We start from the raw sequence: 23,237 nt of genomic DNA on the forward strand, positions 1-23,237 counted from the left end.
TGGGGGGGGGGGGGGGGGGGGGGGGGGGGGGGGGGGGGGTCCCCCCGCGGGGGGGGGGGCCCGCGGGGGGGGGGGGGGGGGGCGGGGGGGGGCCCCCCCCCCCCCCACTGTCCGATTTCACACTGTTCGCAATGATCCGTCACTTTGTGTCGTGTGTGCAGCTCAGGGGGTGTGCGTGGGCCCCTTCGCCGACGTGGGACGATGGTCCGCATGCCAGCGACGCCGACGCCGAGTGCCCCGAACGGACGGTACAACCGTCCGGACGCCTCGATGTCCCTGCTGACCAACGTCATGGACCACAGCCTCGACGAGGGCTACGCCGAGGCGGCCGCGGCGCGGGGCGGAGACCACGACAGCCGGATACCCAGGACGGTCCGAGGCCTGCTCACGCTGGGCGCCGGGCTGGCGTTGGTCGGGGTCGTGGTGACGGTCGGCGCGGTGAACGCGCACAAGGCGGAGCCGACGCTGGCCAAGGAGCGGGACGCGCTGATCCACCGGATCAACGACACCAACGGCTCGGCCGACCACCTCCAGCAGCAGGTGCAGGACCTGCGGCGCAAGGTCGAGAGCACGCAGCAGCAGGCGCTCGCCACGGGCGACGGCGACGAGGGCGGTCTGACCGGCGCGGTGGGCCTCGGCGAGGTCGCGGGGCCGGGCGTCAAGCTGGTCCTGGAGGACGCGGCGGGGACCGGTGGCGGGGGGAACGTCGACCCGCGGGCCGGGCAGGGCTTCTCCAACAGCGGCCGGCTGCGGGACCGCGACCTCCAGCTGGTGGTGAACGGCCTGTGGGGATCCGGCGCGGAAGCCGTGGCGATCAACGGCCAGCGGCTCACCGCGCTCTCGGCGGTCCGGGCCGCGGGCGAGGCGGTGCTGGTGGACAACCGGCCGCTCGTCCCGCCGTACAACATCCAGGCGATCGGCGACGGGCCGAAGCTGCTCACCGCCTTCGAGAACGACATGGCCGGGCAGTACCTGCGGCTGCTCCAGGAGAAGTACGGCATCAAGTCGACCATGTCCGCGCAGAAGAGCCTGACGCTGCCGGCCGCGGTGGGTGTGACGCTGCGGACCGCCCAGCCGGTCACGCCCGAGCCCTCGCCCCCGACGTCCTCGTCGGCGGCTTCGGCCACCCCGACGCCGTCACCCACCGCCGGAACCTCCGGGAGTCCGAGCGCGTCCGTTTCACCGTCTGCGGGCACCGGGCGGCGTACGCCGAGCGGGTCCGCGAAGACCACGACAGCCCACTCGTCCACGACGGCCCCGACCGGGTCGTCGTCCGCAGGGACAGGAGCAGCTAGACCGTGATTGCCGTACTGGGTCTCGTGATCGGGGTGGTCGTCGGACTCTTCGTCCAGCCCGAGGTGCCGGACGCCGTCGTGCCGTACCTGCCGATCGCGGTGGTGGCGGCGCTGGACGCCGTGTTCGGCGGCGTCCGGGCGATGCTGGACGGGATCTTCAACGACAAGGTGTTCATCGTCTCGTTCCTGTCGAACGTGGTGGTCGCGGCACTGATCGTCTTCCTCGGTGACCAGCTGGGCGTCGGCTCGCAGCTGTCCACGGGTGTGGTCGTCGTCCTCGGCATCCGCATCTTCTCCAACGCGGCCGCGATTCGGCGCCATGTCTTCCGCGCCTGAGCCGGGCCGCGGGGCGGCGGAGGAGCACGCGGACGGCGGCGGGAAGGCGTTGGAGCGGGCCGCCGAGGCGCCAGGGCCGGAGTCGGCGGCCGAGGCGGGCCCGGTCGAGCCGGTGGTCGGGGCCGGAGAGGTCCAGCACGCCGACCAGGCCGACCAGACCGAGGAGCCGGAGAGGGCCGAGGGGCCCGTAGCGGCGGTGGAGGAGCCCGAGGAGCGGGCTGCGGCGAAGTCTGACGCTAAGCCTGAGCTTGATGCGGAGGCGGCGCCCGCGCCCGTGGTGCGGCTCGCGAAGGCCGCGGCGCCTGAGCCCGGGCCTGTGTCTGAACTCGGGCCTGCGTCTGAGTCCGAGCCTGCGTCCGAGCCCGTGGCGGAGCCGGCAGCGGTGGACCGCAGTGCGGGGCGGCGGCGCCTCAAGGCGGCCCTGTGGCCGCCGCGGATGTCGCGCGGGCAGCTGGTGGTGGCGCTGCTGCTGTTCTCGCTCGGCCTGGGGCTGGCGATCCAGGTGCGGTCGACCAACGACCACCACAGCCAGCTCCGCGGGGCCCGCCAGGAGGACCTGGTGCGCATCCTCGACGAACTGGACAGCCGCCAGCAGCGTCTTCAGCAGGAGAAGGCGGAGTTGGAGCAGTCCCTGGCCAAGTTGGAGAACAGTTCCAACCAGGCCAAGGAGGCCCAGGAACAAACCAGGAAGAAGGCGACGGAGCTCGGCGTGCTCGCCGGTACCGTCAAAGCCACTGGTCCGGGCATCGTACTCACGGTCGATGATCCCCAAGGGCAGGTGAAGGCAGATATGCTGCTGGACACCCTGCAAGAACTTCGAGCGGCGGGGGCGGAGGCGATTCAGATCAACGATGTGCGCGTGGTGGTCAACACCTACTTCACCGACGTGTCGGGCGGCGGGGTGCAGATCGACGGGAAGAAGGTCTCGCAGCCCTATCGGTTCACCGTCGTGGGGAACCCGCAGGATCTGACACCCGCGCTGAACATCCCGGGGGGTGTCGTCCGTACTCTGGAGAGTCACCAGGCGCGGGCGACGATCACCCAGCAGCAGAAGGTGGTCGTCGACGCCCTCGTGGATCTGAAGACGCCGCAGTACGCCAAGCCGGCTTCGAAGTGACGGGGCGCCCGACGAACAGCCCGTCACCCGCGGGCGGCACCCGGTGCGGGGCGCCGCCGTCGCGTGGGCGAGACTGGGTCGTACCAGCACGCACCGGAGCACCAATCGCAGTACCGACCGTCGGAGTACCACTCCAGCAGGCCCGGTCCGCAACCGGGCCCGCAGCCTGTCCGAGGTTCTCACCCTGCCCCGCGGGCGGGTCTGTCACACGCAAGGGGATTCGCCCGTGAGTTTCTTCTCGAAGTTGTTCGGTCGTAACAAGGGCCGTGGCGCGGCCTCCGTCGAGGCGCCCACCGCGCGGCACCGCCGGCCCGAGGACGAGGCCGCCGTGCCGGGCATGCGCCCCGCCCCCGAGGGGGCGGCGTACGCCGAGCAGCAGCTGTTCCGGGACGGCGCCGCCGCCCAGTACGCCGGGAATCCGGTGGGCTACGGCGCGTCGGTTGACCCTTCCGGCGACCCGCGCATAGGTTTCCAGTCAGGACCCTCAAGCTCTGGTGGAGGGTTTGCCCCGGACCCGTACGCCGGGCACAACCCGTCGGGTGTGCCGCGCCAGGAGGCTGTGAACATGGCTGGCCCCACTCCGTGCCCCAGGTGCGGCAACCAGAACCCGGCCGCGGCCCGGTTCTGCTCCAACTGCGGTACGGCCCTGCGCGGTGGCCTGCTTCCGGAGGGGGCGGCGGAGACCACGTCGACCATCTCCATCTCCGGCCTGGAGTCGTACGACCCCAACACCACGACCGGCACCGGCGCCACGCCGGCCCTGTCGGCCGAGGTGCTGTCGGCGATCGACGCGCTGCCGCCGGGCTCGGCCCTGCTGATCGTCCAGCGCGGTCCGAACTCGGGCAGCCGCTTCCTGCTGGACTCGGACGTCACCACGGCCGGCCGTCACCCGCAGGGCGACATCTTCCTGGACGACGTCACGGTCTCGCGGCGCCACGTGGAGTTCCGCCGGACGCGGGCCGGGTTCAGCGTCGCGGACGTCGGCAGCCTCAACGGCACCTACGTCAACCGGGAGCGGATCGACGAGGTGTCGCTGAACAACGGTGACGAGGTGCAGATCGGGAAGTACCGGCTGGTGTTCTTCGCCGGCCACAACCGGGGGTACTGAACCCAACGTCGGTAGGAGCCCGAGTGAGTACGAATACCCCTTCATCTTCTCTCGGGGCGGCCACCCCCGCATCGTCCGGTCCGCAGGCGGACCGCGGCGGGCGCGGGGTGGTCGCGGGCCCCAGGCAGCCGATCCGCCCGGACCGGCCGGGTGGGCGGCGGCGCGGCGGTGACGAGCTGCTGAGCATCGGCGCGGTGTTGACCTTCCTGCGCGACGACTTCCCCGAGGTCACCATCTCCAAGATCAGGTTCCTGGAGGCGGAGGGCCTGGTCGAGCCGCAGCGCACGCCCTCGGGGTACCGCAAGTTCAGTCCGGCCGACGTCGAGCGGCTGGCCTACGTCCTGCGGATGCAGCGCGACCACTACCTGCCGCTGCGGGTGATCCGCGAGCACCTGGACGCCATCGAGCGCGGTGAGGCACCGCCCGCGCTGCCGTCCGCCGACACCCGGCCCGGACCCGTGGAGGAGGCGGACCGGGAGCTGGGGGCTTCGGCCGACGTCCCGTCCGGAGTCCGGCTGGGGCGTGCCGAACTGCTGGCGGCCGCCGAGTCCGGGGAGCGCGAGCTCTCCGAGTGGGAGTCCTACGGTCTGGTCGCGCCGGGCCCGGACGGCGGGTACGACGGCGAGGCGCTGCAGGTGGCCCGGCTGGTCGCGGAACTCGGCCGGTACGGGCTGGAACCGCGGCACCTGCGGGCCATGAAGGCCGCGGCGGACCGGGAGATCGCGCTGGTGGAACAGGTGGTGGCGCCGCTGCGCCGGCACCGGAACCCGCAGACCAGGGCCCATGCCGAGGCCACTGCGCGGGAGCTGGCGACACTGTCCGTGCGGCTGCACGCGGCGATGGTCCAGGCCGGTCTGCGCGGCCGCGGATAGCGTCCCCGCGGGGTTCCTGCGGCTGTCCGCCCAGGGCCCCGGCTGACCGCGGTGCACCGCGCTGACCAGGGGCGTCGGCCCTGCGCTTTCATATCCGGGGCCTGAGCCATAGGGTTGCCTGTGTGAATGAGCTCGACGTCGTGGGTGTCCGAGTGGAGATGCCTTCCAACCAGCCGATCGTGCTGCTGCGGGAGGTCGGGGGCGATCGGTACCTGCCGATCTGGATCGGTCCCGGCGAGGCGACCGCGATCGCCTTCGCCCAGCAGGGCATGACGCCGGTCCGCCCGCTGACGCACGACCTGTTCAAGGACGTCCTGGAGGCGCTCGGGCAGCAGCTCACCGAGGTCCGGATCACCGACCTGCGGGAGGGCGTCTTCTACGCCGAGCTGGTCTTCACCGGCGGGGTCGAGGTGAGCGCCCGGCCGTCCGACGCGATAGCGCTGGCCCTGCGCACCGGCACTCCGATCTACGGGAGCGAGGAGGTGCTCGCCGAGGCGGGCATCGCGATCCCGGACGAGCAGGAGGACGAGGTCGAGAAGTTCCGCGAGTTCCTCGACCAGGTGTCGCCCGAGGACTTCGGGGGCAGCGGTCCGCAGTAGCGCGGACCGGATTTCTCTACAGGTCAGGCCGTTGTTTGGCTTGCCGTTTTGCCAAAAACCGTCGACCTACCCACACTAGGGGCACGAAAAACCACTCTCCTGAGTGATGTGGTTTGGCTGGCCCGGCGTGGCGATCGTTGACGGGTCATAGGGGACTGCCTACCGTCAGGAGTGGCTGTCCGGGTGACCGATGCCCGCAGTTCGGGTTGCCCGCAGCACCAGTGGACGGAGGCAGGCATGAGCAGCACCGGCGATGGCACGGCCGTGGGAGGCCTGTGTGCCGTGCACCTGCCGCGCACCGCTCGCACCGTGACGGACCTGCCCCGGGTGGGCAGGTTCCCGGCCGTGCAGCCGGGCCAGCCCGCCATCGAGCGGCTGGCCCCGACGTCCGAACTGATCGGCTACCGCGGTCCGACGGCCTGCGCGGCGGCCGGCATCACGTACCGCCAGCTGGACTACTGGGCCCGGACCGGACTGCTGGAGCCCAGCGTCCGTTCGGCGTACCCGGCCACCAGCCAGCGGCTCTACAGCTTCCGCGACATCCTGCTGCTGAAGATCGTGAAGCGGCTGCTCGACGCGGGCGTCTCGCTGCAGAACATCCGGGTGGCGGTCGCCCATCTGCAGGCGGCCGAGCAGGGCGACCTGGCCGGGATGACGCTGATGTGCGACGGCGCCACGGTGTACGAGTGCACCACGCCGCAGCAGGTGGTGGACCTGCTGAAGGGCGGTCAGGGGGTGTTCGGCATCGCGGTGGGAGTGGTCTGGCGGGAGCTGGAGCTCACGCTCGGGCGGCTGCACGCGGAGCGCACCGACACCGGCGAGACGCTGGTCGGCCACGACCCGTCCGACGAGCTGGCCCAGCGGCGCAACCGGGCGGTCTGACCGCAGAACTGACGAGGCCGCGGGCCCGGACGGGGAACCGTCCGGGCCCGCGGCCTCGTCGTTGCGCCCGGTGAGGCGATCGAGGGAGGGCACGTGGGGTTCGGCACCGGGATAGCGGGTCTGCTGCGGCGTCGGGGCGGGCTGTTGAAGGTCCGGTTCCGGCGGCGGCCCGTGCAGCGCAGGACCTTCCAAGCGGCGACGGTGCTCTGCTCGTTGGCGCTGGCGCCGAGCGCGTGGCTGTGGTGCTCGGCCGGGGACCGGGTCGGCACGGTGGCCAGCGTGCCGACCGCGCCGGTCGCGGTGGTCTTCGGCGCAGGGCTGGACCAGGGCAAGCCGTCGCCGTACCTGGAGCACCGGCTGAGCGCGGCGCTGGACCTGTACCGGGCGGGGAAGGTGCAGGCGATCCTGGTGACCGGCGACAACGGCCGGGACAGCTACGACGAGCCGGACGCGATGCGGACGTACCTGATCGAGCACGGGGTGCCGGCGGTCCGGGTGGTGGGCGACTACGCGGGCTTCGACACCTGGAACTCCTGCACCCGGGCCCGGCGGGTCTTCGGGGTGGAACGGGCGGTGCTGGTCAGCCAGGACTTCCACGTCCGCCGGGCGCTGGCCCTGTGCGAGGCGGCGGGCATCGACGCGTACGCGGTCGGGGTGCCGGAACCGCACGACGGCACCTGGCTGTACGGCGGGCTGCGGGAGATCCCCGGGGCGGGCAAGGCGGCGGTCAACGCCTGGCTGCGGCCGGACCCGCTGTTCCTCGGCCCCCGGGAGGACGGCATCCCGAAGGCTCTGGCGGACGCGGCGCAGCGCTAGGGACAGGACCTGGGCCCTGCGCGGGTTCGTACGCATTGTCGGACCCCTGCGGGATGATCGGCGGGTGCGATCACTGCCGAGCATCATCCACCTCGACATGGACGCCTTCTTCGCGGCGGTGGAGCAGGCGGCCAAGCCGAGCCTGCGCGGTAAACCGGTGGTCGTCGGCGGGCTCGGCGGGCGCGGGGTGGTCTCCACCGCCTCGTACGAGGCGCGGAGGTTCGGGGTGCACTCGGCGATGCCGATGGCGCAGGCGCGCCGGCTCTGCCCCAACGCGGCCTTTCTGAGCGGCCGGTTCGAGGCCTACCGGCAGGTCAGCGAGCTCGTGATGGGTCTGCTGCGCGAGCTGTCGCCGCTGGTGCAGCCGCTCAGCCTGGACGAGGCCTTCGTCGACCTGGAGGCCGGCCCCTACGGTCCGGTGCTGGCCGAGTCCGACCACGAGACCGGGGAGCGGCTGGTGCTCGCCCTGGCGGAGGACCTGCGGGCGGACATCCAGCGGCGCACCGGGCTGACCGGGTCGGTCGGGGCCGCCGGCTCCAAGCTGATGGCGAAGATCGCCTCCGAGCAGGCCAAACCGGACGGGCTGGTGCTGATCGAACCCGGGCAGGAGCGGGCCGTGCTCGGCCCGATGCCGGTCCGGGCGCTGCCCGGGATCGGGCCGGCCACCGAGCAGGTGCTGCGGCGGGCCGGACTGAACACCGTGGCGGACCTCGCCGAGGCGGGGGAGGGCGAGCTGGTGCAGCTGCTCGGGCGGGCGCACGGCGCCGGTGTGCACCAGATGTCGATAGGGCTGGACGACCGGCCGGTGGTGGCCGATCAGGACGCCAAGTCGGTCTCGGTGGAGGACACCTTCGAGGTGGACCTCGCCGACCGGGACCGGGTGCTGCGCGAGGTGGAGGTGCTGGCCGCCCGGTGCGTGCGGCGGCTGCGCGCGGCCGGGCGGTCGGGGCGGACGGTGGTGCTCAAGGTCCGGCGGTTCGACTTCTCGACGCTGACCCGTTCGGAGACGCTGCGCGGGCCCACCGACGACGAGGCGGTGGTCATCGAGACGGCGCGCCGGCTGGCCTCCCAGGTGGACATCACCGGCGGGGTGCGGCTGCTCGGGGTGGGGGTCGCCCAGCTGGCCGACTACACCCAGGAGGACTTGTTCGCGCAGGCCCTGCGGGAGGAGGCGGCCGAGCACGCGGAGGCGGAGGTCGAGGCGGCGGAGGAGGAACCGGAGGCGGCCGCGCCGCGCCGCTGGATGCCCGGGCAGGACGTCCGCCATGCCGAGCTGGGGCCCGGGTGGGTGCAGGGCAGCGGTGTCGGGCGGGTCACCGTGCGGTTCGAGACGCCGTGGAGCGGGCCGGGGCGCATCCGGACCTTCGCGGTGGACGATCCGGCGCTGGAACCGGCCCGTCCGCTGCCGCTGTGGGGGGCCGAGGGGCCGGAGGAGACGGGGGCACCCGGGGGGACGGAGGCGCCGGGGGAGATGGGGGCGCCGGGGGCGCCGGGGGTGTGAAACGCGAAGCGGCCCCAACCGGTGGGGGGAGTACCGGTTGGGGCCGCATACCGTGCCGGACTTCGTGCGGTCGTGATGCCCTCGCGACCGTCCGAAGGCCGGGCCGCCGCGCCCTGTCCCTGAGCGCGGCGGCCGGACGCCTGGTCAGGCGTCGGTCTTGGCCAGCTCGGGGCTGGAGTTCCGCTCGGCCGCGCCGCCCGAGGCGACGACGGTGGTGGCCGACTTGGTGCCGCGGATCAGGAACGGGACGACGCCGGCGACGGCGCAGACGACGGCCGCGACCCAGAACGCGTGCTTGTAGGCGTCCAGGGTGGGCAGCAGCAGCGGGATCTGCGGCGGCAGCTTCATGGTGTCGCCGGTCAGGATGGCGGCCATCACGGCGGTGCCGATCGCGCCACCGACGGTGCGCAGCACGGCGTTCATGCCGTTGGCGATGCCGCTCTGCTCCACCGGGACGGCGCCGTTGATGTAGGCCGGCATCGCGGAGAACGCCAGGCCGATGCCCAGGCCGAAGATCGCCGAGGAGGTGTAGATGTCGCCCTCGTGGCTGTGCCGCACGGCCAGGTAGGCCATCGCGACGGCACCCAGGACGCCACCGAGGACCAGCGGCAGGCGCGGGCCGCGGCGGGCGATCAGCATCGCGCCGACCGGAGCCGCCACCATCGAGCCGATCGCGGACGGCAGCAGCAGCAGACCGGCGTGCAGGACGGTCGCGGTGAAGCCGTAGTGGGTGAGCTTCTCCGGGGTCTGGGCGAAGTTGCTGATCACCATGAACGAGCCGTACATGCCGAAGCCGATCAGCAGGCCGGCCAGGTTGGTGAAGGCGACGGCCGGACGGGACATCATCTTCATGTCCACCAGGGGGTGCGCGACCTTGGTCTCGATGACCCCCCAGATCAGGGCGACGACGGCGGCCACGGCGAACAGGCCGAGGGTCTTGGTCGAGGTCCAGCCCCAGTGGTTGCCCTGGCTGACCGCGACGAGCAGGGCGGAGAGCCAGCCGGCCAGGGTGAGGGCGCCGAGCGGGTCGGCGCCGCCCTCCTTGTCGGTGACCGGGTCGGACGGGACGCGGAACGCGACCAGGGCGACCGCGATCAGGCCGAAGACCAGGCCCATCCAGAAGATCGACTTGTAGCTCCAGTGCTCCAGCAGGAGACCGGTCGCGACCAGGCCGAGGCCGGAGCCGACACCCATCGAGGCGCTGATGGCGGCGACGCCGCCGGTCACCTTCTGCTTGGGCAGCTCGTCGCGGACGATGCTGATCGCCAGCGGGAGCACGCCACCGCCGGCGCCCTGAAGGACGCGGGCGACGACCAGCCAGGTGAAGGAGTGGGTGCTGACCGCCAGTGCCGAACCGGCGACCAGACCGGCCAGCGAGATCAGCAGCATCGGCTTACGGCCCCGGAGGTCGCCGAAGCGGCCCAGCAGGGGAGTCAGCACGGCGGCGGAGAGCAGGTTGGCGGTCATCAGCCAGGTGATGCTGGACGCGGAGACGCTCAGTTCCTTGGCCAGCGAGGGCAGGATCGGGACGACCGCGGTCTGCACCACGCTGAACGACAGCATCGCCAGGATGAGGGCCGGCAGGACCCGGGCGCTGCTCTGCTTCTCGGCCGCGGTGGTGGGCTGTGGTGCCTCACTCACGGTTGCTTCCTCCCGTACATAGTGAATGAACTGAAGTAACCATGCCGGGAGATACTTCAGAGTGTCAAATATCCATTGGTGACGCTTTGGCAAAATCGAAGGATTCCGGCCGGGCGGCGACCGGGACGGGGCATGCCGAGGGCCCCGGACCGAGGGGTCCGGGGCCCTGGGGGCGAGGGTCAGGCGAACGGGCGCAGCACGGCCGGGCGGGGGGTCTCGGCCACCGGGGTGGCTGCCGGGGTCGCCGGGGCGGCGGCGGTGTTGTCGTGGACCTCGACGTGCTCGCGGCGCAGCTCGTCCCGGATCACCTCCTCGGCGGTGTAGCGCTCCACCACCAGGCGGACCCGCTCGATCGGGGTGAGGTACTTGCGGACCACCGGGCGCTCCTCGCGCAGGGTGACCTCCTCCACCGCCTCGGCGATCTCCTTCTCGGTGAGCGAGGCGCGCTCGGCCTCGCTCACCGGCATCCGCTCCACCCGGACGCGCTCGCGGACCACCGGGACGCGGCGCTCGACCTGCTCGCTGGTCACGTACTTGCGCAGCTTCGCGGTGCCCACGATGTGCCAGTCCGTGGTGATGTCCAGGCGCTCCTCGCGGCAGGTGATCTCCACCGGGCCGTTGGGGGACGAGGTGGCCGGGCCGGTCGAGCGCTCCGAGACCGGCGCGGCCATGACCGAGTTCGTGGTCGCGGTGGTCGTCACGACCGGGGCGGGCTGCGGCTTGGGCTCGATCGTCGTGGGGGCTGCTGCGGGCGCGGGGGTGTTGAGGGTCCGCACGTTGACCTCCGTCGCGGTGCCGGTGGGGTCGGCAGGGGTGGTGGTCGGGGCGGGGCCGAGGGAGTGGAAGGTGATGGGCTTCACGGGCTCGGCCGCCGAGGTGGTGCCGAAGTCGAGGTCGGGCCGCGCCGGTCGGTCATCCTCGCGGCTGATGGGCCGGTCGGCGTCCCGGCCGGCTGGGCGGTCACCGTCCCGGCCGATCAGCCGGTCACCCTCGCGGCCGATGGGCCGGTCACCCTCGCGGCCGACAGGCCGGTCGGCGTCCCGGCTGACCGGCCGACCGTTCGCCGGGGTGTCCAGGCCGTAGTAGCGGTAGAGCTGGAGCTCCTGGGCGGGCGACAGGTGCTGGCCGACGCCGAAGTCCGGCGACTCCTTCACCAGCGACTTGTCGTACGGCACCCGGAGCTCGTCGCCGGAGAACTCGCTGGTGGTGAGCGGGACGAAGGCGTCCCGGCCGAAGATGCCGGTCCGGACGGCTGCCCACTCCGGCTGGCCGGTGGCGTCGTCCAGGTAGACCTCGTCGACCGTGCCGATCTTGTCTCCGTTGCGGTCGACCGCCTTGTGGCCGATGAGGTCCCGGGGATCGATGTCGGTTTGCACTCTTTCCTCCAGTGCGCTGCGCCTGCGGAACTCCCGCAGGACCGTGGCCGGAGCACCCGTTCCGCCTGCCACTTCACACCAAAGGCCATGAATCGGACGGGCGCGACCGGGGTGCGCCGGACGGGCTTCGGGCTGGACCGTCCGGGGGACGCGCGTAGACCCGGAGTGACCCGACGCGGCCGTGATCAGGGGGCCTGCCGCTGGTACCCTGGGCGGCGACCGCCGAGCCCGCTCGGGAGAGTCCCCGGCCACGGAAAGCGCTGGTCGGGGCGCCGAAGGAGCAACTCCTCCCCGGAATCTCTCAGGCATCCGTACCGTGTGGGGTAGGTCACTCTGGAAAGCAGGGCAGGACCGTCGGCAGGGAGCCGACGGCCACCACCCTCACCGACGGTGCAAGCCGGCGGCGTGCCACAGCGCGCCGTGCGGGTGAAGCTCTCAGGTCCCGATGACAGAGGGGGAGGCCTGTCGGGTTCGCCCGCCCGGGTCGAATCGCTGTCCGCAGCGGCTCCGGCCGGCGTGCGCACCCCCGCCGGTCCGTGACCAGGAGGCCTCGACCACCATGAACGCCCAGCCGAACGCGGGACGCCCCACCGGCGCCTCGACCCTCACCGAGCTTGAGCTGGCCAGCCCCTTCGAGAACCGCCACATCGGCCCCGACGACGCCGCGCAGCAGAAGATGCTGGCGTCCATCGGCTACGGCTCGCTGGACGAACTCGCCGCCACCGCCGTTCCCGAGGCGATCCGCTCCATCACCGGCCTGGACCTGCCCGGCGGCCGCAGCGAGGCGCAGGTGCTCGCCGAACTGCGCGAGCTGGCGAGCCGCAACCAGGTGCTCCAGCCGATGATCGGCCTGGGCTACTACGGCACGTTCACCCCGCCGGTGATCCTGCGCAACGTCATGGAGAACCCGGCCTGGTACACCGCCTACACGCCGTACCAGCCGGAGATCTCCCAGGGTCGCCTGGAGGCGCTGCTCAACTTCCAGACCCTGGTCTCCGACCTGACCGGCCTGCCGACCTCCGGCTCCTCGCTGCTCGACGAGGGCACCGCGGCCGCCGAGGCGATGGCGCTCGCCCGCCGCGTCACCAAGGTCAAGGGCGGTGTCTTCCTGGTCGACGCCGAGACCCTGCCGCAGACCACCGCGGTGATCAACACCCGCGCGGTGCCGACCGGTGTCGAGGTCGTCGTCGCCGACCTGTCCGAGGGCATCCCGGCCGAGATCGCCGAGCGCGGCGTCTTCGGCGTGCTGCTCCAGTACCCGGGCGCCACCGGTGTGGTCCGCGACCTCACCCCGGTCATCGAGCAGGCGCACGGCCTCGGTGCGATCGTCGCGGTCGCCGCCGACCTGCTGGCGCTGACCCTGCTCGCCTCGCCGGGCTCGCTCGGCGCCGACATCGCCTGCGGCACCTCGCAGCGCTTCGGCGTGCCGATGGGCTTCGGCGGCCCGCACGCCGGTTACCTGTCGGTGCGCGCCGAGTACGCCCGCTCGCTGCCCGGCCGCCTGGTCGGCGTCTCGGTCGACGCAGACGGCAACCGCGCCTACCGCCTGGCGCTGCAGACCCGCGAGCAGCACATCCGCCGCGAGAAGGCCACCAGCAACATCTGCACCGCCCAGGTGCTGCTCGCCGTCATGGCCTCGATGTACGCCGTCTACCACGGGCCGGACGGCCTGGCCGACATCGCCCGCCGCACCCACCGCTACGCCGCCGCCCTCGCCGAGGGCCTGCGGGCCGGCGGCGTCGAGCTGCTGCACGGCGAGTTCTTCGACACCGTCACCGCCGTCGTCCCGGGCCGTGCCGCCGAGATCGCGGCCGCCGCCCGCGCCAACGGCGTCAACGTCCACCAGGACGGCGCGGACCGGATCTCGGTCTCCACCGACGAGACCACCACCCGCGAGCACCTGGCCGCCGTCTGGGCCGCGTTCGGCGTCCCCGCGGTCGAGGTCGCCGAGGGCGCCGACGCGCTGCCGGCCGCGCTGCTGCGCCAGGACGAGTACCTGACCCACCCGGTCTTCCACAGCCACCGCTCGGAGACCGCCATGCTGCGCTACCTGCGCCGCCTGTCGGACCGGGACTACGCGCTGGACCGCGGCATGATCCCGCTGGGCTCCTGCACCATGAAGCTCAACGCGACCACCGAGATGGAGGCCGTCACCTGGCCGGAGTTCGGCCAGCTGCACCCCTTCGCGCCGATCGAGCAGGCCCAGGGCTTCCTCAGCCTGATCCGCGAGCTGGAGCGCCAGCTGGTCGAGGTGACCGGCTACGACGCCGTCTCGATCCAGCCGAACGCGGGCTCGCAGGGCGAGCTGGCCGGCCTGCTGGCCGTCCGCGCCTACCACCACGCCAACGGCGACACCCAGCGCGACGTCTGCCTGATCCCGTCCTCCGCGCACGGCACCAACGCGGCCTCCGCGGTGATGGCCGGCATGCGCGTGGTCGTGGTGAAGACCCTGGTCGACGGCGACGTGGACGTCGAGGACCTGAAGGCCAAGATCGAGCAGCACCGGGACAGCCTCTCCGTGCTGATGGTCACCTACCCGTCCACCCACGGCGTGTACGAGACCCAGATCACCGACATCTGCGCCCTGGTGCACGAGGCCGGCGGCCAGGTGTACGTGGACGGTGCCAACCTGAACGCCCTGGTCGGCCTCGCCAAGCCGGGCAAGTTCGGCGCGGACGTCTCGCACCTGAACCTGCACAAGACCTTCTGCATCCCGCACGGCGGCGGCGGCCCGGGCGTCGGCCCGGTCGCGGTGCGCGCCCACCTGGCGCCGTACCTGCCGAACCACCCGCTGCAGCCGGAGGCCGGCCCGGCCACCGGGGTCGGCCCGATCTCGGCGGCGCCGTGGGGCTCGGCGGCCATCCTGCCGATCTCCTGGGCGTACGTCCGGCTGATGGGCGGCGAGGGCCTCAAGCGCGCGACCCAGGTCGCGGTGCTGAACGCCAACTACATCGCCAAGCGGCTGGCACCGCACTTCCCGGTGCTCTACACCGGCCCCGGCGGGCTGGTCGCGCACGAGTGCATCATCGACCTGCGCCCGCTGACCAAGGAGACGGGCGTGACGGTGGACGACATCGCCAAGCGCCTGATCGACTACGGCTTCCACGCGCCGACGATGTCCTTCCCGGTGGCCGGCACGCTGATGATCGAGCCGACCGAGTCCGAGGACCTGCACGAGATCGACCGGTTCTGCGACGCGATGATCGAGATCCGGGCCGAGGTCGACAAGGTCGGCTCGGGCGAGTGGGCGGCCGCGGACAACCCGCTGCGCAACGCCCCGCACACCGCTGCCGAGCTGGCCGGCGACTGGACGCACGGCTACTCGCGGCAGGAGGCGGTCTTCCCGGCGGGTGTGAACCCGGCGGACAAGTACTGGCCGCCGGTCAGCCGGATCGACGGCGCGTACGGCGACCGCAACCTGGTCTGCTCCTGCCCGCCGCTGGAGGAGTACGGCGTCTGATCCGGACCGGACGTACGGCAGGGCCCCGACGGCACGTACCGTCGGGGCCCTGCCCGTTGTCGTCGTCCGGCGGCTGCCCCCGCCGGTGCGGTCAGGCCGCGTGGGCGACGGTGCGGCGCGGTGCGATCACCCGGCCGTCGGGCAGCAGCTCTCCGGTGTCCTCGAACAGCACGACGCCGTTGCAGAGCAGGCTCCAGCCCTGCTCCGGGTGGCAGGCCACCGTGACGGCAGCCTCGCGGTCCTCGCACTCGGCCGACGGGCACTCAGGACGGTGCTGGCACATGCGTACCCTCGCTTCGCTCTGCGATCCTCCCCCGTGGTGCGGCCGCCGGCGGAGCCGTCGGGAGCCGCCGCGGTAGCCGGATCCTGTCCGCGCGCCGACCAGGTGTTGACCGGCGCTCAAGTGGGTAGGACAGGTGGTCCTTCCACGCTGGTTCCCAGTGTCGGCATCTGTGGACGCGCGCGCAGGGATTTCGTGACATGCGCCACAACTCCCGGGCAGAGATCACCCGTTCAGGTGGGTCCGGCGGGGAAAGGCGCACCGATGGGTCAGCTGCGGCATGGCCCGAGGAGGTCAGGGCGGATGGCCCGTCCGGGTGGTTCGGGCGGATGAGGGCGCCCGGCCCGGCCCGGGGCCAGGGGGTGCTGGCCCGGTGGCCCGTCGGCGTGGGGCCGGCTCAGGAGGAGCCGAGCAGAAGCGGCTTGGCGAGCGGCGCCCGGGCGAGCAGCGGCAGCAGCTCGGCGGCCGGGTAGGCGCGGTGCGCGGTGACGCCGAGCGGGGCCGGGGCCAGCGGGATCAGCTGGTCGGCGGCCGGGCCGGCGTCGGGGCTGTGCAGCCACAGTGCCGTCGCGTACTGCCCGGGGAAGGTCAGCAGTCGGGGCTGCTGGCGGGACCGGGAGCCCTGGGCGAGCTGCCAGGCCTGGCGCAGTGCCCGGACCGTCGAGTCGAGGTAGGGGCCGGCGGTGAAGTGCGAGAAGGTGTGGCCCTCGACGGCCTGGACGACCTCGGCGGCGGCGGCGACCTCGGCGCCGTCCTTGATCAGGAAGCGCCAGCCCGTCCGGCGGGCGGCGGGCAGCTCCGGGCGCGGCCCGTCCAGGACGTGGACGGCGAGGGGGTGCGCGGGGAGCAGCGGGCCGACCGGATGGCGCAGTGCTGCGGCGGCGGGTTGGCGCAGCGCGGTCTCCGAGTCGAGTGCGGCCAGGACGGCGCGCAGGGCGCTCGGCGGGGGCTGGGGGGTCTGCAGAGTCATGGCGGGGTCCGCCTCTCCGTGCGAGATCGGCGTGCGAGTGCGGCATACCGGCGTGGCGCGGTGTGTCATCGGTGACGGGACCTGGCCGTGTCCGGTTGTGCATGATCGCGGTGCCGGCGCGGTCGCCGCCGTCGACGAGGGTTTCGAGGCGGAGCGGGCCGGCCGGAGCGCAGTGCGAATTCTATCGAACAGGTGCGCAGGGTGACCTGTTTATCACAGGCGGTGGCGCCGGGCAAGTCGGCAGATCTGCTGAATATCCGTCAGTTTCCTTGCATTGCAAGCCAGTACAAGCATTCGGGTATCGATCTTCGAGGTGGGCATGATGCTTGCACGGTCGGGTCGGCCGGTGTCTCAGGAGGAGGGGACCGTGGGCGAGAAGGTCGTGGCGACTCGGGCTGATCTGGCGGACCGGCAGCTGTACCGGCGCAAGCTCCAGGCCTGCCTCGACGCGCTGGGGCGGATGCTGCGCGAGGACCGGTTCGACCGGCCGCGGGCGGTCATGGGCCTGGAGATCGAGCTCAACCTGGCCGACGAGGACGGCCTGCCGGCGCTGCGCAACGCGCAGGTGCTGAGCGCGATCGGCTCCAGCGACTTCCAGACCGAACTGGGCCAGTTCAACGTCGAGGTGAACATCGTGCCGCACCGGCTGTGCGGGCACGTCTTCGAGGACCTGCGCGAGGAGCTCGACACCGGGCTGCGCTACGCCGACCGGCGGGCCGCCGAGGCCGGTGCCCGGATCGTCATGGTGGGGATCCTGCCGACCCTGGAGCACGGTCACACCGGCCTGGACGCGATCTCCCACAACCCGCGCTACAGCCTGCTCAGCGACCAGATCCTGGCCGCCCGCGGCGAGGACATCGCCCTGGACATCGAGGGCGTCGAACACCTCCAGCTGGAGACCATCACCATGGTGGCCGAGGCCGCCGCGACCTCCCTGCAACTGCACCTGCAGGTGACCCCGGAACGCTTCTCCTCGGTGTGGAACGCGGCCCAGGCGATCTGCGGGGCGCAGCTCGCGCTCGGTGCCAACTCGCCGTTCCTGTTCGGGCGGGAGCTGTGGCGGGAGACCCGTCCGGTGCTGTTCCAGCAGGCCTGTGACACCCGTACGGCGGAACTCAAGGCGCAGGGCGTCCGGCCGATCACCTGGTTCGGCGAGCGCTGGGTGGACTCGGCGTACGACCTGTTCGAGGAGAACCTGCGGTACTTCCCCGCCCTGCTGCCGATCTGCGACGACGAGGACCCGATGAAGGTGCTCTCCTCCGGCGGCGCACCCCGGCTCGCCGAGATGCGGCTCCACAACGGCACGATCTACCGCTGGAACCGGCCGGTGTACGACATCGCGGGCGGGATCGCGCACCTGCGGGTGGAGAACCGGGCGCTGCCGGCCGGGCCGACGGTGGCCGACACGCTCGCGAACGCCGCCTTCTACTACGGGCTGGTCCGGGTGCTCGCCGAGCAGCCCCGGCCGGTCTGGACCAGGCTGCCGTTCGAGCGGGCCGACGAGAACTTCCGGCAGGGCGCCCGCTACGGCATCGACGCGGTGTTCCAGTGGCCGCGGGCGGGCCGGGCGGGCCGCGGCGGCGGGCTGACCACGGTGTCCGCCGTCGACCTGGTGCTCAACGAACTGCTGCCGATGGCCCACCAGGGCCTGGACGAGTGGGGCGTGGAGCCCGCCGACCGGGACCGCTACCTGGGGATCATCGAGCAGCGCTGCCTGCGCCGCACCAACGGCGCGGCCTGGCAGAGCGCGACCTTCCACCGGCTGCGCGAGCAGTACGGGATGGACCGCCCGGCCGCGCTCGCCGCGATGACCAGGCGCTACATCGAGCACATGCGCACCGGCGAGCCGGTGCACACCTGGCCGGTCGGGTAACCGGACCGCTGTGTCAGGATGATCGCTCCGGCGGTCGGCCGACGGCCGGAGCGACGCCCGCCCCGCTGGAGCCGCCCGTGACCACCCTCCCGACCGCACCGGAGACCGCGAAGCCCACGCGCCGGCTGCTCGGCGTGGAACTGCTGATCGTCCTCGGCCTCTCCCTCGGGGCCAGTGGCGTCAGCGCGCTGATCAGCTTCGCGGCCTCGCTCACCGAACCGATCCAACTCGGCCAGCAGGTCGCCACGTTGAACGGCTCGCGGGCGCCCGGTCGGCCCTGGCTGGACCTGGTGTGGCAGCTGTACTACATCGGGCGCGGGCTGATGCCGGTGGTGCTGGTCGGGTACCTGCTGGTGCGTGAGGGCGCCGCGCTGCGGGTGCTCGGCTTCGACCTCGGGCAGAAGCTGCGCGACCTCGGCCGGGGCGCCGCCGTGGCGGCTGCGATCGGCGGCTCCGGGCTGGTGCTGTACCTGGCCTCGCAGGCGGCCGGCTACAACCTGACGGTGGCGCCGTCCGGGCTGCCGGACGTGTGGTGGCGGGTCCCGGTGCTGGTGCTCTCCGCGTGGCAGAACGCAGCCCTGGAGGAGGTCGTCGTCCTCGGCTACCTGCTGCGCCGGCTCGGGCAGCTGGGCTGGTCGTGGCCGGCGGCGGTGGTGGCGAGTTCGGTGCTGCGCGGCTCGTACCACCTGTACCAGGGGGTCGGCGGGCTGGTCGGCAACATGGTGATGGGGGCGGTGTTCTGCCTGCTGTACCGGCGCTGGGGGCGGGTGATGCCGCTGGTCGCGGCGCACGCGTTGATCGACACGGTGGCCTTCGTCGGGTACGCGCTGCTCGCCGGGCACGTCAGCTGGCTGCCGACCCCCTGAGCGGGAGCCGGCCGGCCGGGGTGCGCGGCGGCCGGGCGAGCAGGCGGTCGACGTGCCGGCGCTCCAGGCCCGGGCCCGGGTCGATCGGCAGCAGCAGGCGGTCGCGGCGCCAGAGGGAGTTGCGGACCAGCCGCGGCGGGATGACGTCGTCCACCCAGGCGAACGGGCGGCCCGCGGCGTAGCGCAGCAGCGGGGCCCACTTGCGGGCCGAGAGCAGCTCCATCAGCGGGACGTGCGGGTCACCGGGCTGCGGGACGTCGCCGGTGAAGCGGACCAGCGGGAGGGCGGGCAGGCCGATGGCCGGGGCGATGTGCGCATTGGCGTGCTCCTCCCAGGTGGTGGCCCACACGAGTTCGTAGGTGCCGGCCAGCTCGCGCAGCCAGGCGCCGTGCCGGGCGGAGAGGAGCACCGAGTAGCCGAGCAGGGTGTGGGTGTCGAACCCGGCGTCCGGGTGCGGGCAGACCGGGTTGAGCACCCCGTCGACGTCCAGGAACAACAGCGGCTTCGGCACCAGTGGCCCCCCAGAGACGGTGGTGTGACTTACCTGGTCGGACGAACCTGGCGTACCAGTGGTTGCGTACGGCCGGGCGCACGCGGGGCGCACGGGGCGCTCACGGCGCGGCCACCGGCTCGGCGGCGGCCACCGGTGCGTCGGCGGTGCTCCTGCGGGCCAGCCGGCGGACCTGAGGCTCCAGCAGCACGACCGCGCTGAGCACCAGGCAGACGACGGCGCAGGCCCACAGCGCGCCCGAGAGGCCGAGCACCGTGGCCGCCGGGCCGGCCAGCGCGATGCCGATCGGGGACAGCGAGAAGGAGCCGAGCTCGTCGTACGCGGCGACCCGGGAGAACATCTCCTCGGGGATCTCCTGCTGGAGCGCGATCATCCAGTTGACGCCGAAGACGGTGACGCCGACCCCGGACAGGAACATCGCGAGGGCGAGCAGCGGCAGCGGTGCCTCCGCCGCCAGCGCCAGGGCGGGCACGCCGAACAGGAACACCCCCCAGTTGCCGACCAGCAGGATCCGGCGGGGCCGCCAGCGGGCCATCAGCACGCCGGTCACCACCAGCCCGACGCCGTAGGCGGCCATCGCCAGGCCCCAGTCGGACGCCCCGCCGAGGCGCTCCTTGGCGACCGTCGGCCCGTACACCGACTCGACCGCGCCGATGCAGGCGACCAGGACGGAGAACTGCGCCACGACCACCCAGAGCCAGCGGCGGGAGGCGAACTCCCGCCAGCCCTCCCGCAGATCGCGCAGCATGCTGTGGCCCTGCGGGGCGGGCGCCTGCTCGGCCTCCAGGAAGAACCGGAGCGAGGCGGCGACCAGGAAGCAGGCGCCGTCCAGGGCGAGCACCCAGCCAGGGCCGACGGCGGCGGTGAGCGCGCCGCCGAGCGCGGCGCCGCCGATCTGGGAGGCATTCTGGCCCATCCGGAACACCGAGAAGGCCCGGGCGGCGTGCTCCGGGGCGACGGCCTGCAGCATCATGCCGCCGGAGGCGGGGGAGTAGAGCGCGTACCCGGCGCCGCCGGCGGCGGAGAGCAGCATCAGCTGCCAGAGCCGGATGTCCCCGGACAGCACCAGCGCCGCCAGGACGACCTGGGACAGGCCGCTGAACAGGTTGGCGGCAACCATGAGGTGGTGCCGGGGCATCCGGTCGGCGAGGGCGCCGCCGACCACCAGGAGCAGGACGGTGGGCAGCAGTCGGGCGGCGGTGACGTAGCCGACCTCGGACGTGGTGCCGCCGTGGCCGAGCACGGCGAAGGCGGTGGCGATGGGGGCGCCGGCGTTGCCGAGGCCGCTGACCACGGTGGCGGCGGTCTGGATGCGGAAGTTGCGGCTCGCCCAGGCGAGGCGGCGGGGGCGCGGGGGTCGGGTCGGCACCTGGAGACTATGGCCGCGGTTCGTACAGCTGTCCATCGGGTTTTCGCGGCTGGGACGGGCTCAGCCCAGGTGGCCCCAGAGGAAGGTGAGGGTGCGGCGCCAGGCGGTCGCGGCCTGGAGCGGGTCGTAGGTGCCGAGCGGGTTCTCGTCGTTCATGAAGGCGTGGCCGGCCGGGTAGAAGTGGATCTCGGGGCGGACGTCGGTGGCCTCGCCGATCCGGATCGCGGCCTCGTCGACGGCGGCCATCGGGATCGAGCCGTCCAGTTCGCCGAAGTGCCCCAGGACGTGGGCGGTCAGGCCCCGGTAGTCGAAGTCCGGGTCGGGCGGGAGGCCGTAGAAGGGCACCACCGCGGCGACCCGGTCGCCCTCCCGGGCGGCCAGCAGCAGGGCGAAGCCGCCGCCCATGCAGAAGCCGACCACGCCGACCGCGTCGCCGACCACGCCCTCCAGGGCGAGCAGGTGGTCGACGGCCCCGGAGAGGTCCTCGACGGCCCGCTCGGCCGGGAGTTCGCGGGTGAGCCGGGCCGCCTCGGTGCGGTCGTGGGTGGTGGCGCCGCCGAACAGGTCGGGGGCCAGCACGGTGAAGCCCTCCGCGGCGAAGCGGTCGGCCATCGTCGCGACGTGCGGGGTGAGGCCCCACCACTCCTGCACCACCACCAGGCCCGGCCCGACGCCCTGGGGCGGGCGGGCCAGGTACCCGTGCGCGGTACGGCCGTTGCTCGGGAAGGCGACGTTCTGCCGGGAGCCGCCCTGGTCAGGCATGGGTTCCTCGCGGGGGGTCGGGCCGGATGCGGCGGGGACTCGACGGGGGAGGGCTCAGCCCATCTCCTCCAGGGCGCGGCCCTTGGTCTCCTTGATGCAGAAGGCCACGAACGGGATGGAGAGCAGCGCGAAGGCCGCGTAGATGACGTACGTCGCCGACAGGTTCCAGTCGGCGAGGTTGGGGAAGCTGACGGTGATCGCCCAGTTGGCGATCCACTGGGCCGAGGCGGCGACGGACAGCGCGAGCGCGCGGATCCGGTTGGGGAACATCTCGCCGAGCAGGACCCAGACCACCACGCCCCAGGAGAAGGCGAAGCAGAGCACGAAGACGTGCGCCGCGACCAGGGCGACGGTGGCGTGGGTGTTGTCGAGGGTGGCGGTGTCCCCCGTGCCCTGCCGGTAGGAGAACGCCCAGGCGGCGGTGCCCAGCGCGAGCGCCATGCCGATCGAGCCGGCCAGGGCGAGCGGCTTGCGGCCGATCCGGTCCACCAGCGCCATCGCGATCACCGTGCCGATCACGTTGATGATCGAGGTGGAGAGGCTGATCAGCAGCGAGTTGGACTCGTTGATGCCGACCGACTGCCAGAGGAACGAGGAGTAGTAGAAGATCACGTTGATGCCGACGAACTGCTGGAACACCGAGGCCCCGATGCCGACCCAGACGATCGGCAGCAGGCCGAACCGCCCGCCGAGCAGGTCCTTGAGCCGGGGCTTGTGCGAGGACTCCAGCACCGCGCGGATCTCCGCGACCCGGGCGTCCAGGTCGACGTCCTCGCCCTCCACCTCGCGCAGCACCTTGCGGGCCTGCTCCTCCCGGTGGTCGGCGATCAGGTAGCGCGGCGACTCCGGGATGGCGAGCGCCATCAGCCCGTACACCAGGGCCGGGATGGTCTCCACGCCGAGCATCCACTGCCAGGCCTGGATGCCGCCCAGGTGGCCGGTGGACTCACCTCCGGCGGCCTGGTTGATCGCCCAGTTGGCGAGCTGGGAGACGGTGATGCCGAGCACGATCGCCATCTGCTGGAAGGAGGCGAGCCGGCCCCGGTAGGCGGTCGGCGCGACCTCGGCGATGTAGGTCGGCGCGATCACCGAGGCGATGCCGATCGCGATGCCGCCGACCACGCGCCAGGTGGCCAGCACCTGGATGCTCGGCGGGAACATCGAGCCGATGCCGCTGATCGCGAACAGGCCGGCGGCCAGCAGCATGGTGCGGACCCGGCCGAGGTGGTCGGCGAGCCGGCCGGCGGCCACCGCGCCGGCCGCCGAGCCGAGCAGCGCGATGGCCACCACGAAGGCCGTTTCGCCGTTGCCCACGGCGAAGTGCTTCTGGATGCCCGTCACCGCACCGTTGATCACCGCGCTGTCGTAGCCGAACAGGAACCCGCCCATCGCGGCGGCGGCGGAGATGAAGATGACGTGCCCGAGGTGGGCCTCGCCCGCCCGATGGCTGTTGAGTGTGGACAAGCGCGCTCCCCGAGGTGGACGGGCCCGCTCTGACGGCCGAGTGGGCAGGACTCGTCTCACATTCGAGCAGCGGCGGGGCCGCCCTGCTCGAATTGGGGGCCGATCGGGTGATTCGGGGTCAGTCAGGGGCAGTCATCAG

At 72.7% G+C, this 23,237-nt stretch carries 20 protein-coding genes, 1 pseudogene and 1 riboswitch; of the genes and pseudogenes, 12 read left to right on the forward strand and 9 right to left on the reverse strand.

Features of this window, described 5'->3' with window-relative positions:
* The first annotated feature begins 210 nt into the window (after nucleotides 1-210).
* The 9 genes from ACFV61_RS10270 to ACFV61_RS10310 all read left to right on the forward strand — a co-directional run bounded on the left by ACFV61_RS10270 (nucleotide 211) and on the right by ACFV61_RS10310 (nucleotide 8,526).
* Nucleotides 211-1,302 (forward strand): DUF881 domain-containing protein, encoded by a 1,092-nt coding sequence (locus ACFV61_RS10270; RefSeq protein WP_380491049.1) that lies wholly within the window; start codon nucleotides 211-213, stop codon nucleotides 1,300-1,302.
* Nucleotides 1,299-1,631, forward strand: a complete 333-nt coding sequence (locus tag ACFV61_RS10275; RefSeq protein WP_030062488.1) for a small basic family protein — start codon at nucleotides 1,299-1,301, stop codon at nucleotides 1,629-1,631. The genes ACFV61_RS10270 and ACFV61_RS10275 overlap by 4 nt, the downstream gene beginning before the upstream one ends.
* Nucleotides 1,615-2,748: a DUF881 domain-containing protein gene (locus ACFV61_RS10280; RefSeq protein WP_380380628.1), complete on the forward strand. Its 1,134-nt coding sequence runs from the start codon at nucleotides 1,615-1,617 to the stop codon at nucleotides 2,746-2,748. Before ACFV61_RS10275 ends, ACFV61_RS10280 begins: the two co-directional genes overlap by 17 nt.
* 226 nt (nucleotides 2,749-2,974) lie before the next feature.
* Nucleotides 2,975-3,856 (forward strand): FHA domain-containing protein, encoded by an 882-nt coding sequence (locus tag ACFV61_RS10285; RefSeq protein WP_079136055.1) that lies wholly within the window; start codon nucleotides 2,975-2,977, stop codon nucleotides 3,854-3,856.
* Between the two features lie 179 nt (nucleotides 3,857-4,035).
* Nucleotides 4,036-4,728, forward strand: a complete 693-nt coding sequence (locus ACFV61_RS10290; protein ID WP_208869207.1) for a MerR family transcriptional regulator — start codon at nucleotides 4,036-4,038, stop codon at nucleotides 4,726-4,728.
* A gap of 122 nt (nucleotides 4,729-4,850) precedes the next feature.
* A complete protein-coding gene (locus ACFV61_RS10295) occupies nucleotides 4,851-5,327 on the forward strand; it encodes a bifunctional nuclease family protein (RefSeq protein ID WP_063350203.1) in 477 nt (158 codons plus the stop codon).
* A gap of 237 nt (nucleotides 5,328-5,564) precedes the next feature.
* Nucleotides 5,565-6,209, forward strand: a complete 645-nt coding sequence (locus ACFV61_RS10300) for a MerR family transcriptional regulator (protein WP_063350204.1) — start codon at nucleotides 5,565-5,567, stop codon at nucleotides 6,207-6,209.
* Nucleotides 6,210-6,302: 93 nt separating this feature from the next.
* Nucleotides 6,303-7,025, forward strand: coding sequence for a vancomycin high temperature exclusion protein (locus ACFV61_RS10305; protein ID WP_380491051.1), 723 nt, complete (start codon nucleotides 6,303-6,305; stop codon nucleotides 7,023-7,025).
* 64 nt (nucleotides 7,026-7,089) lie between these two features.
* Nucleotides 7,090-8,526 carry a DNA polymerase IV gene (locus ACFV61_RS10310; protein WP_380491052.1) on the forward strand — a complete coding sequence of 479 codons (1,437 nt, stop codon included), beginning with the start codon at nucleotides 7,090-7,092 and terminating at the stop codon, nucleotides 8,524-8,526.
* A 144-nt stretch (nucleotides 8,527-8,670) separates the two neighbouring features.
* On the opposite strand, the gene ACFV61_RS10315 is transcribed toward ACFV61_RS10310, so the two are convergent.
* The 3 genes and pseudogenes from ACFV61_RS10315 to ACFV61_RS10325 all read right to left on the reverse strand — a co-directional run.
* Nucleotides 8,671-10,167, reverse strand: a complete 1,497-nt coding sequence (locus ACFV61_RS10315; protein WP_380491054.1) for an MFS transporter — start codon at nucleotides 10,165-10,167, stop codon at nucleotides 8,671-8,673.
* Nucleotides 10,168-10,346: 179 nt separating this feature from the next.
* Complete coding sequence (locus ACFV61_RS10320) at nucleotides 10,347-10,838, reverse strand: DUF2382 domain-containing protein (protein ID WP_363377917.1); 492 nt, start codon at nucleotides 10,836-10,838, stop codon at nucleotides 10,347-10,349.
* 342 nt (nucleotides 10,839-11,180) lie between these two features.
* A pseudogene (locus tag ACFV61_RS10325) lies at nucleotides 11,181-11,543 on the reverse strand (PRC-barrel domain-containing protein); the annotation flags it as partial.
* Nucleotides 11,544-11,766: 223 nt separating this feature from the next.
* Nucleotides 11,767-11,870: riboswitch (glycine riboswitch) on the forward strand.
* A gap of 232 nt (nucleotides 11,871-12,102) precedes the next feature.
* On the opposite strand from ACFV61_RS10325, the gene gcvP reads away from it, so the two are divergent.
* Nucleotides 12,103-15,003 (forward strand): aminomethyl-transferring glycine dehydrogenase, encoded by a 2,901-nt coding sequence (gcvP, locus tag ACFV61_RS10330; protein WP_380491056.1) that lies wholly within the window; start codon nucleotides 12,103-12,105, stop codon nucleotides 15,001-15,003.
* Between the two features lie 91 nt (nucleotides 15,004-15,094).
* On the opposite strand, the gene ACFV61_RS10335 is transcribed toward gcvP, so the two are convergent.
* Complete coding sequence (locus ACFV61_RS10335; RefSeq protein WP_063350207.1) at nucleotides 15,095-15,286, reverse strand: DUF5999 family protein; 192 nt, start codon at nucleotides 15,284-15,286, stop codon at nucleotides 15,095-15,097.
* A gap of 394 nt (nucleotides 15,287-15,680) precedes the next feature.
* The gene (locus tag ACFV61_RS10340; protein ID WP_063350208.1) at nucleotides 15,681-16,253 is read right to left on the reverse strand and encodes a hypothetical protein; all 573 of its coding nucleotides are present in this window, start codon (nucleotides 16,251-16,253) and stop codon (nucleotides 15,681-15,683) included.
* Between the two features lie 367 nt (nucleotides 16,254-16,620).
* Here ACFV61_RS10340 and ACFV61_RS10345 point away from each other — a divergent pair, with 367 nt between their 5' ends.
* Together ACFV61_RS10345 and ACFV61_RS10350 are read left to right on the forward strand one after the other, a co-directional pair.
* Entirely contained in the window at nucleotides 16,621-18,126 is a 1,506-nt protein-coding gene (locus tag ACFV61_RS10345) for a hypothetical protein (protein ID WP_063350209.1), read from the forward strand.
* 77 nt (nucleotides 18,127-18,203) lie between these two features.
* Nucleotides 18,204-18,992: a CPBP family intramembrane glutamic endopeptidase gene (locus tag ACFV61_RS10350; RefSeq protein WP_208869123.1), complete on the forward strand. Its 789-nt coding sequence runs from the start codon at nucleotides 18,204-18,206 to the stop codon at nucleotides 18,990-18,992.
* On the opposite strand, the gene ACFV61_RS10355 is transcribed toward ACFV61_RS10350, so the two are convergent.
* From ACFV61_RS10355 to ACFV61_RS10370, 4 genes are all read right to left on the reverse strand, one after another.
* Nucleotides 18,970-19,506, reverse strand: a complete 537-nt coding sequence (locus tag ACFV61_RS10355) for an HAD domain-containing protein (RefSeq protein ID WP_380370442.1) — start codon at nucleotides 19,504-19,506, stop codon at nucleotides 18,970-18,972. The genes ACFV61_RS10350 and ACFV61_RS10355 overlap by 23 nt on opposite strands.
* A 97-nt stretch (nucleotides 19,507-19,603) precedes the next feature.
* Nucleotides 19,604-20,872, reverse strand: a complete 1,269-nt coding sequence (locus ACFV61_RS10360; protein WP_063350211.1) for an MFS transporter — start codon at nucleotides 20,870-20,872, stop codon at nucleotides 19,604-19,606.
* Nucleotides 20,873-20,932: 60 nt separating this feature from the next.
* The gene (locus ACFV61_RS10365) at nucleotides 20,933-21,634 is read right to left on the reverse strand and encodes a dienelactone hydrolase family protein (protein ID WP_380484142.1); all 702 of its coding nucleotides are present in this window, start codon (nucleotides 21,632-21,634) and stop codon (nucleotides 20,933-20,935) included.
* 54 nt (nucleotides 21,635-21,688) lie between these two features.
* On the reverse strand, nucleotides 21,689-23,098 hold the full coding sequence (locus ACFV61_RS10370) for a sugar porter family MFS transporter (protein ID WP_380491059.1): 1,410 nt from the start codon (nucleotides 23,096-23,098) through the stop codon (nucleotides 21,689-21,691).
* Between the last annotated feature and the right edge of the window lie 139 nt (nucleotides 23,099-23,237).

This window comes from Kitasatospora sp. NPDC059817 (assembly GCF_042731835.1).
GTDB lineage: Bacteria > Actinomycetota > Actinomycetes > Streptomycetales > Streptomycetaceae > Kitasatospora.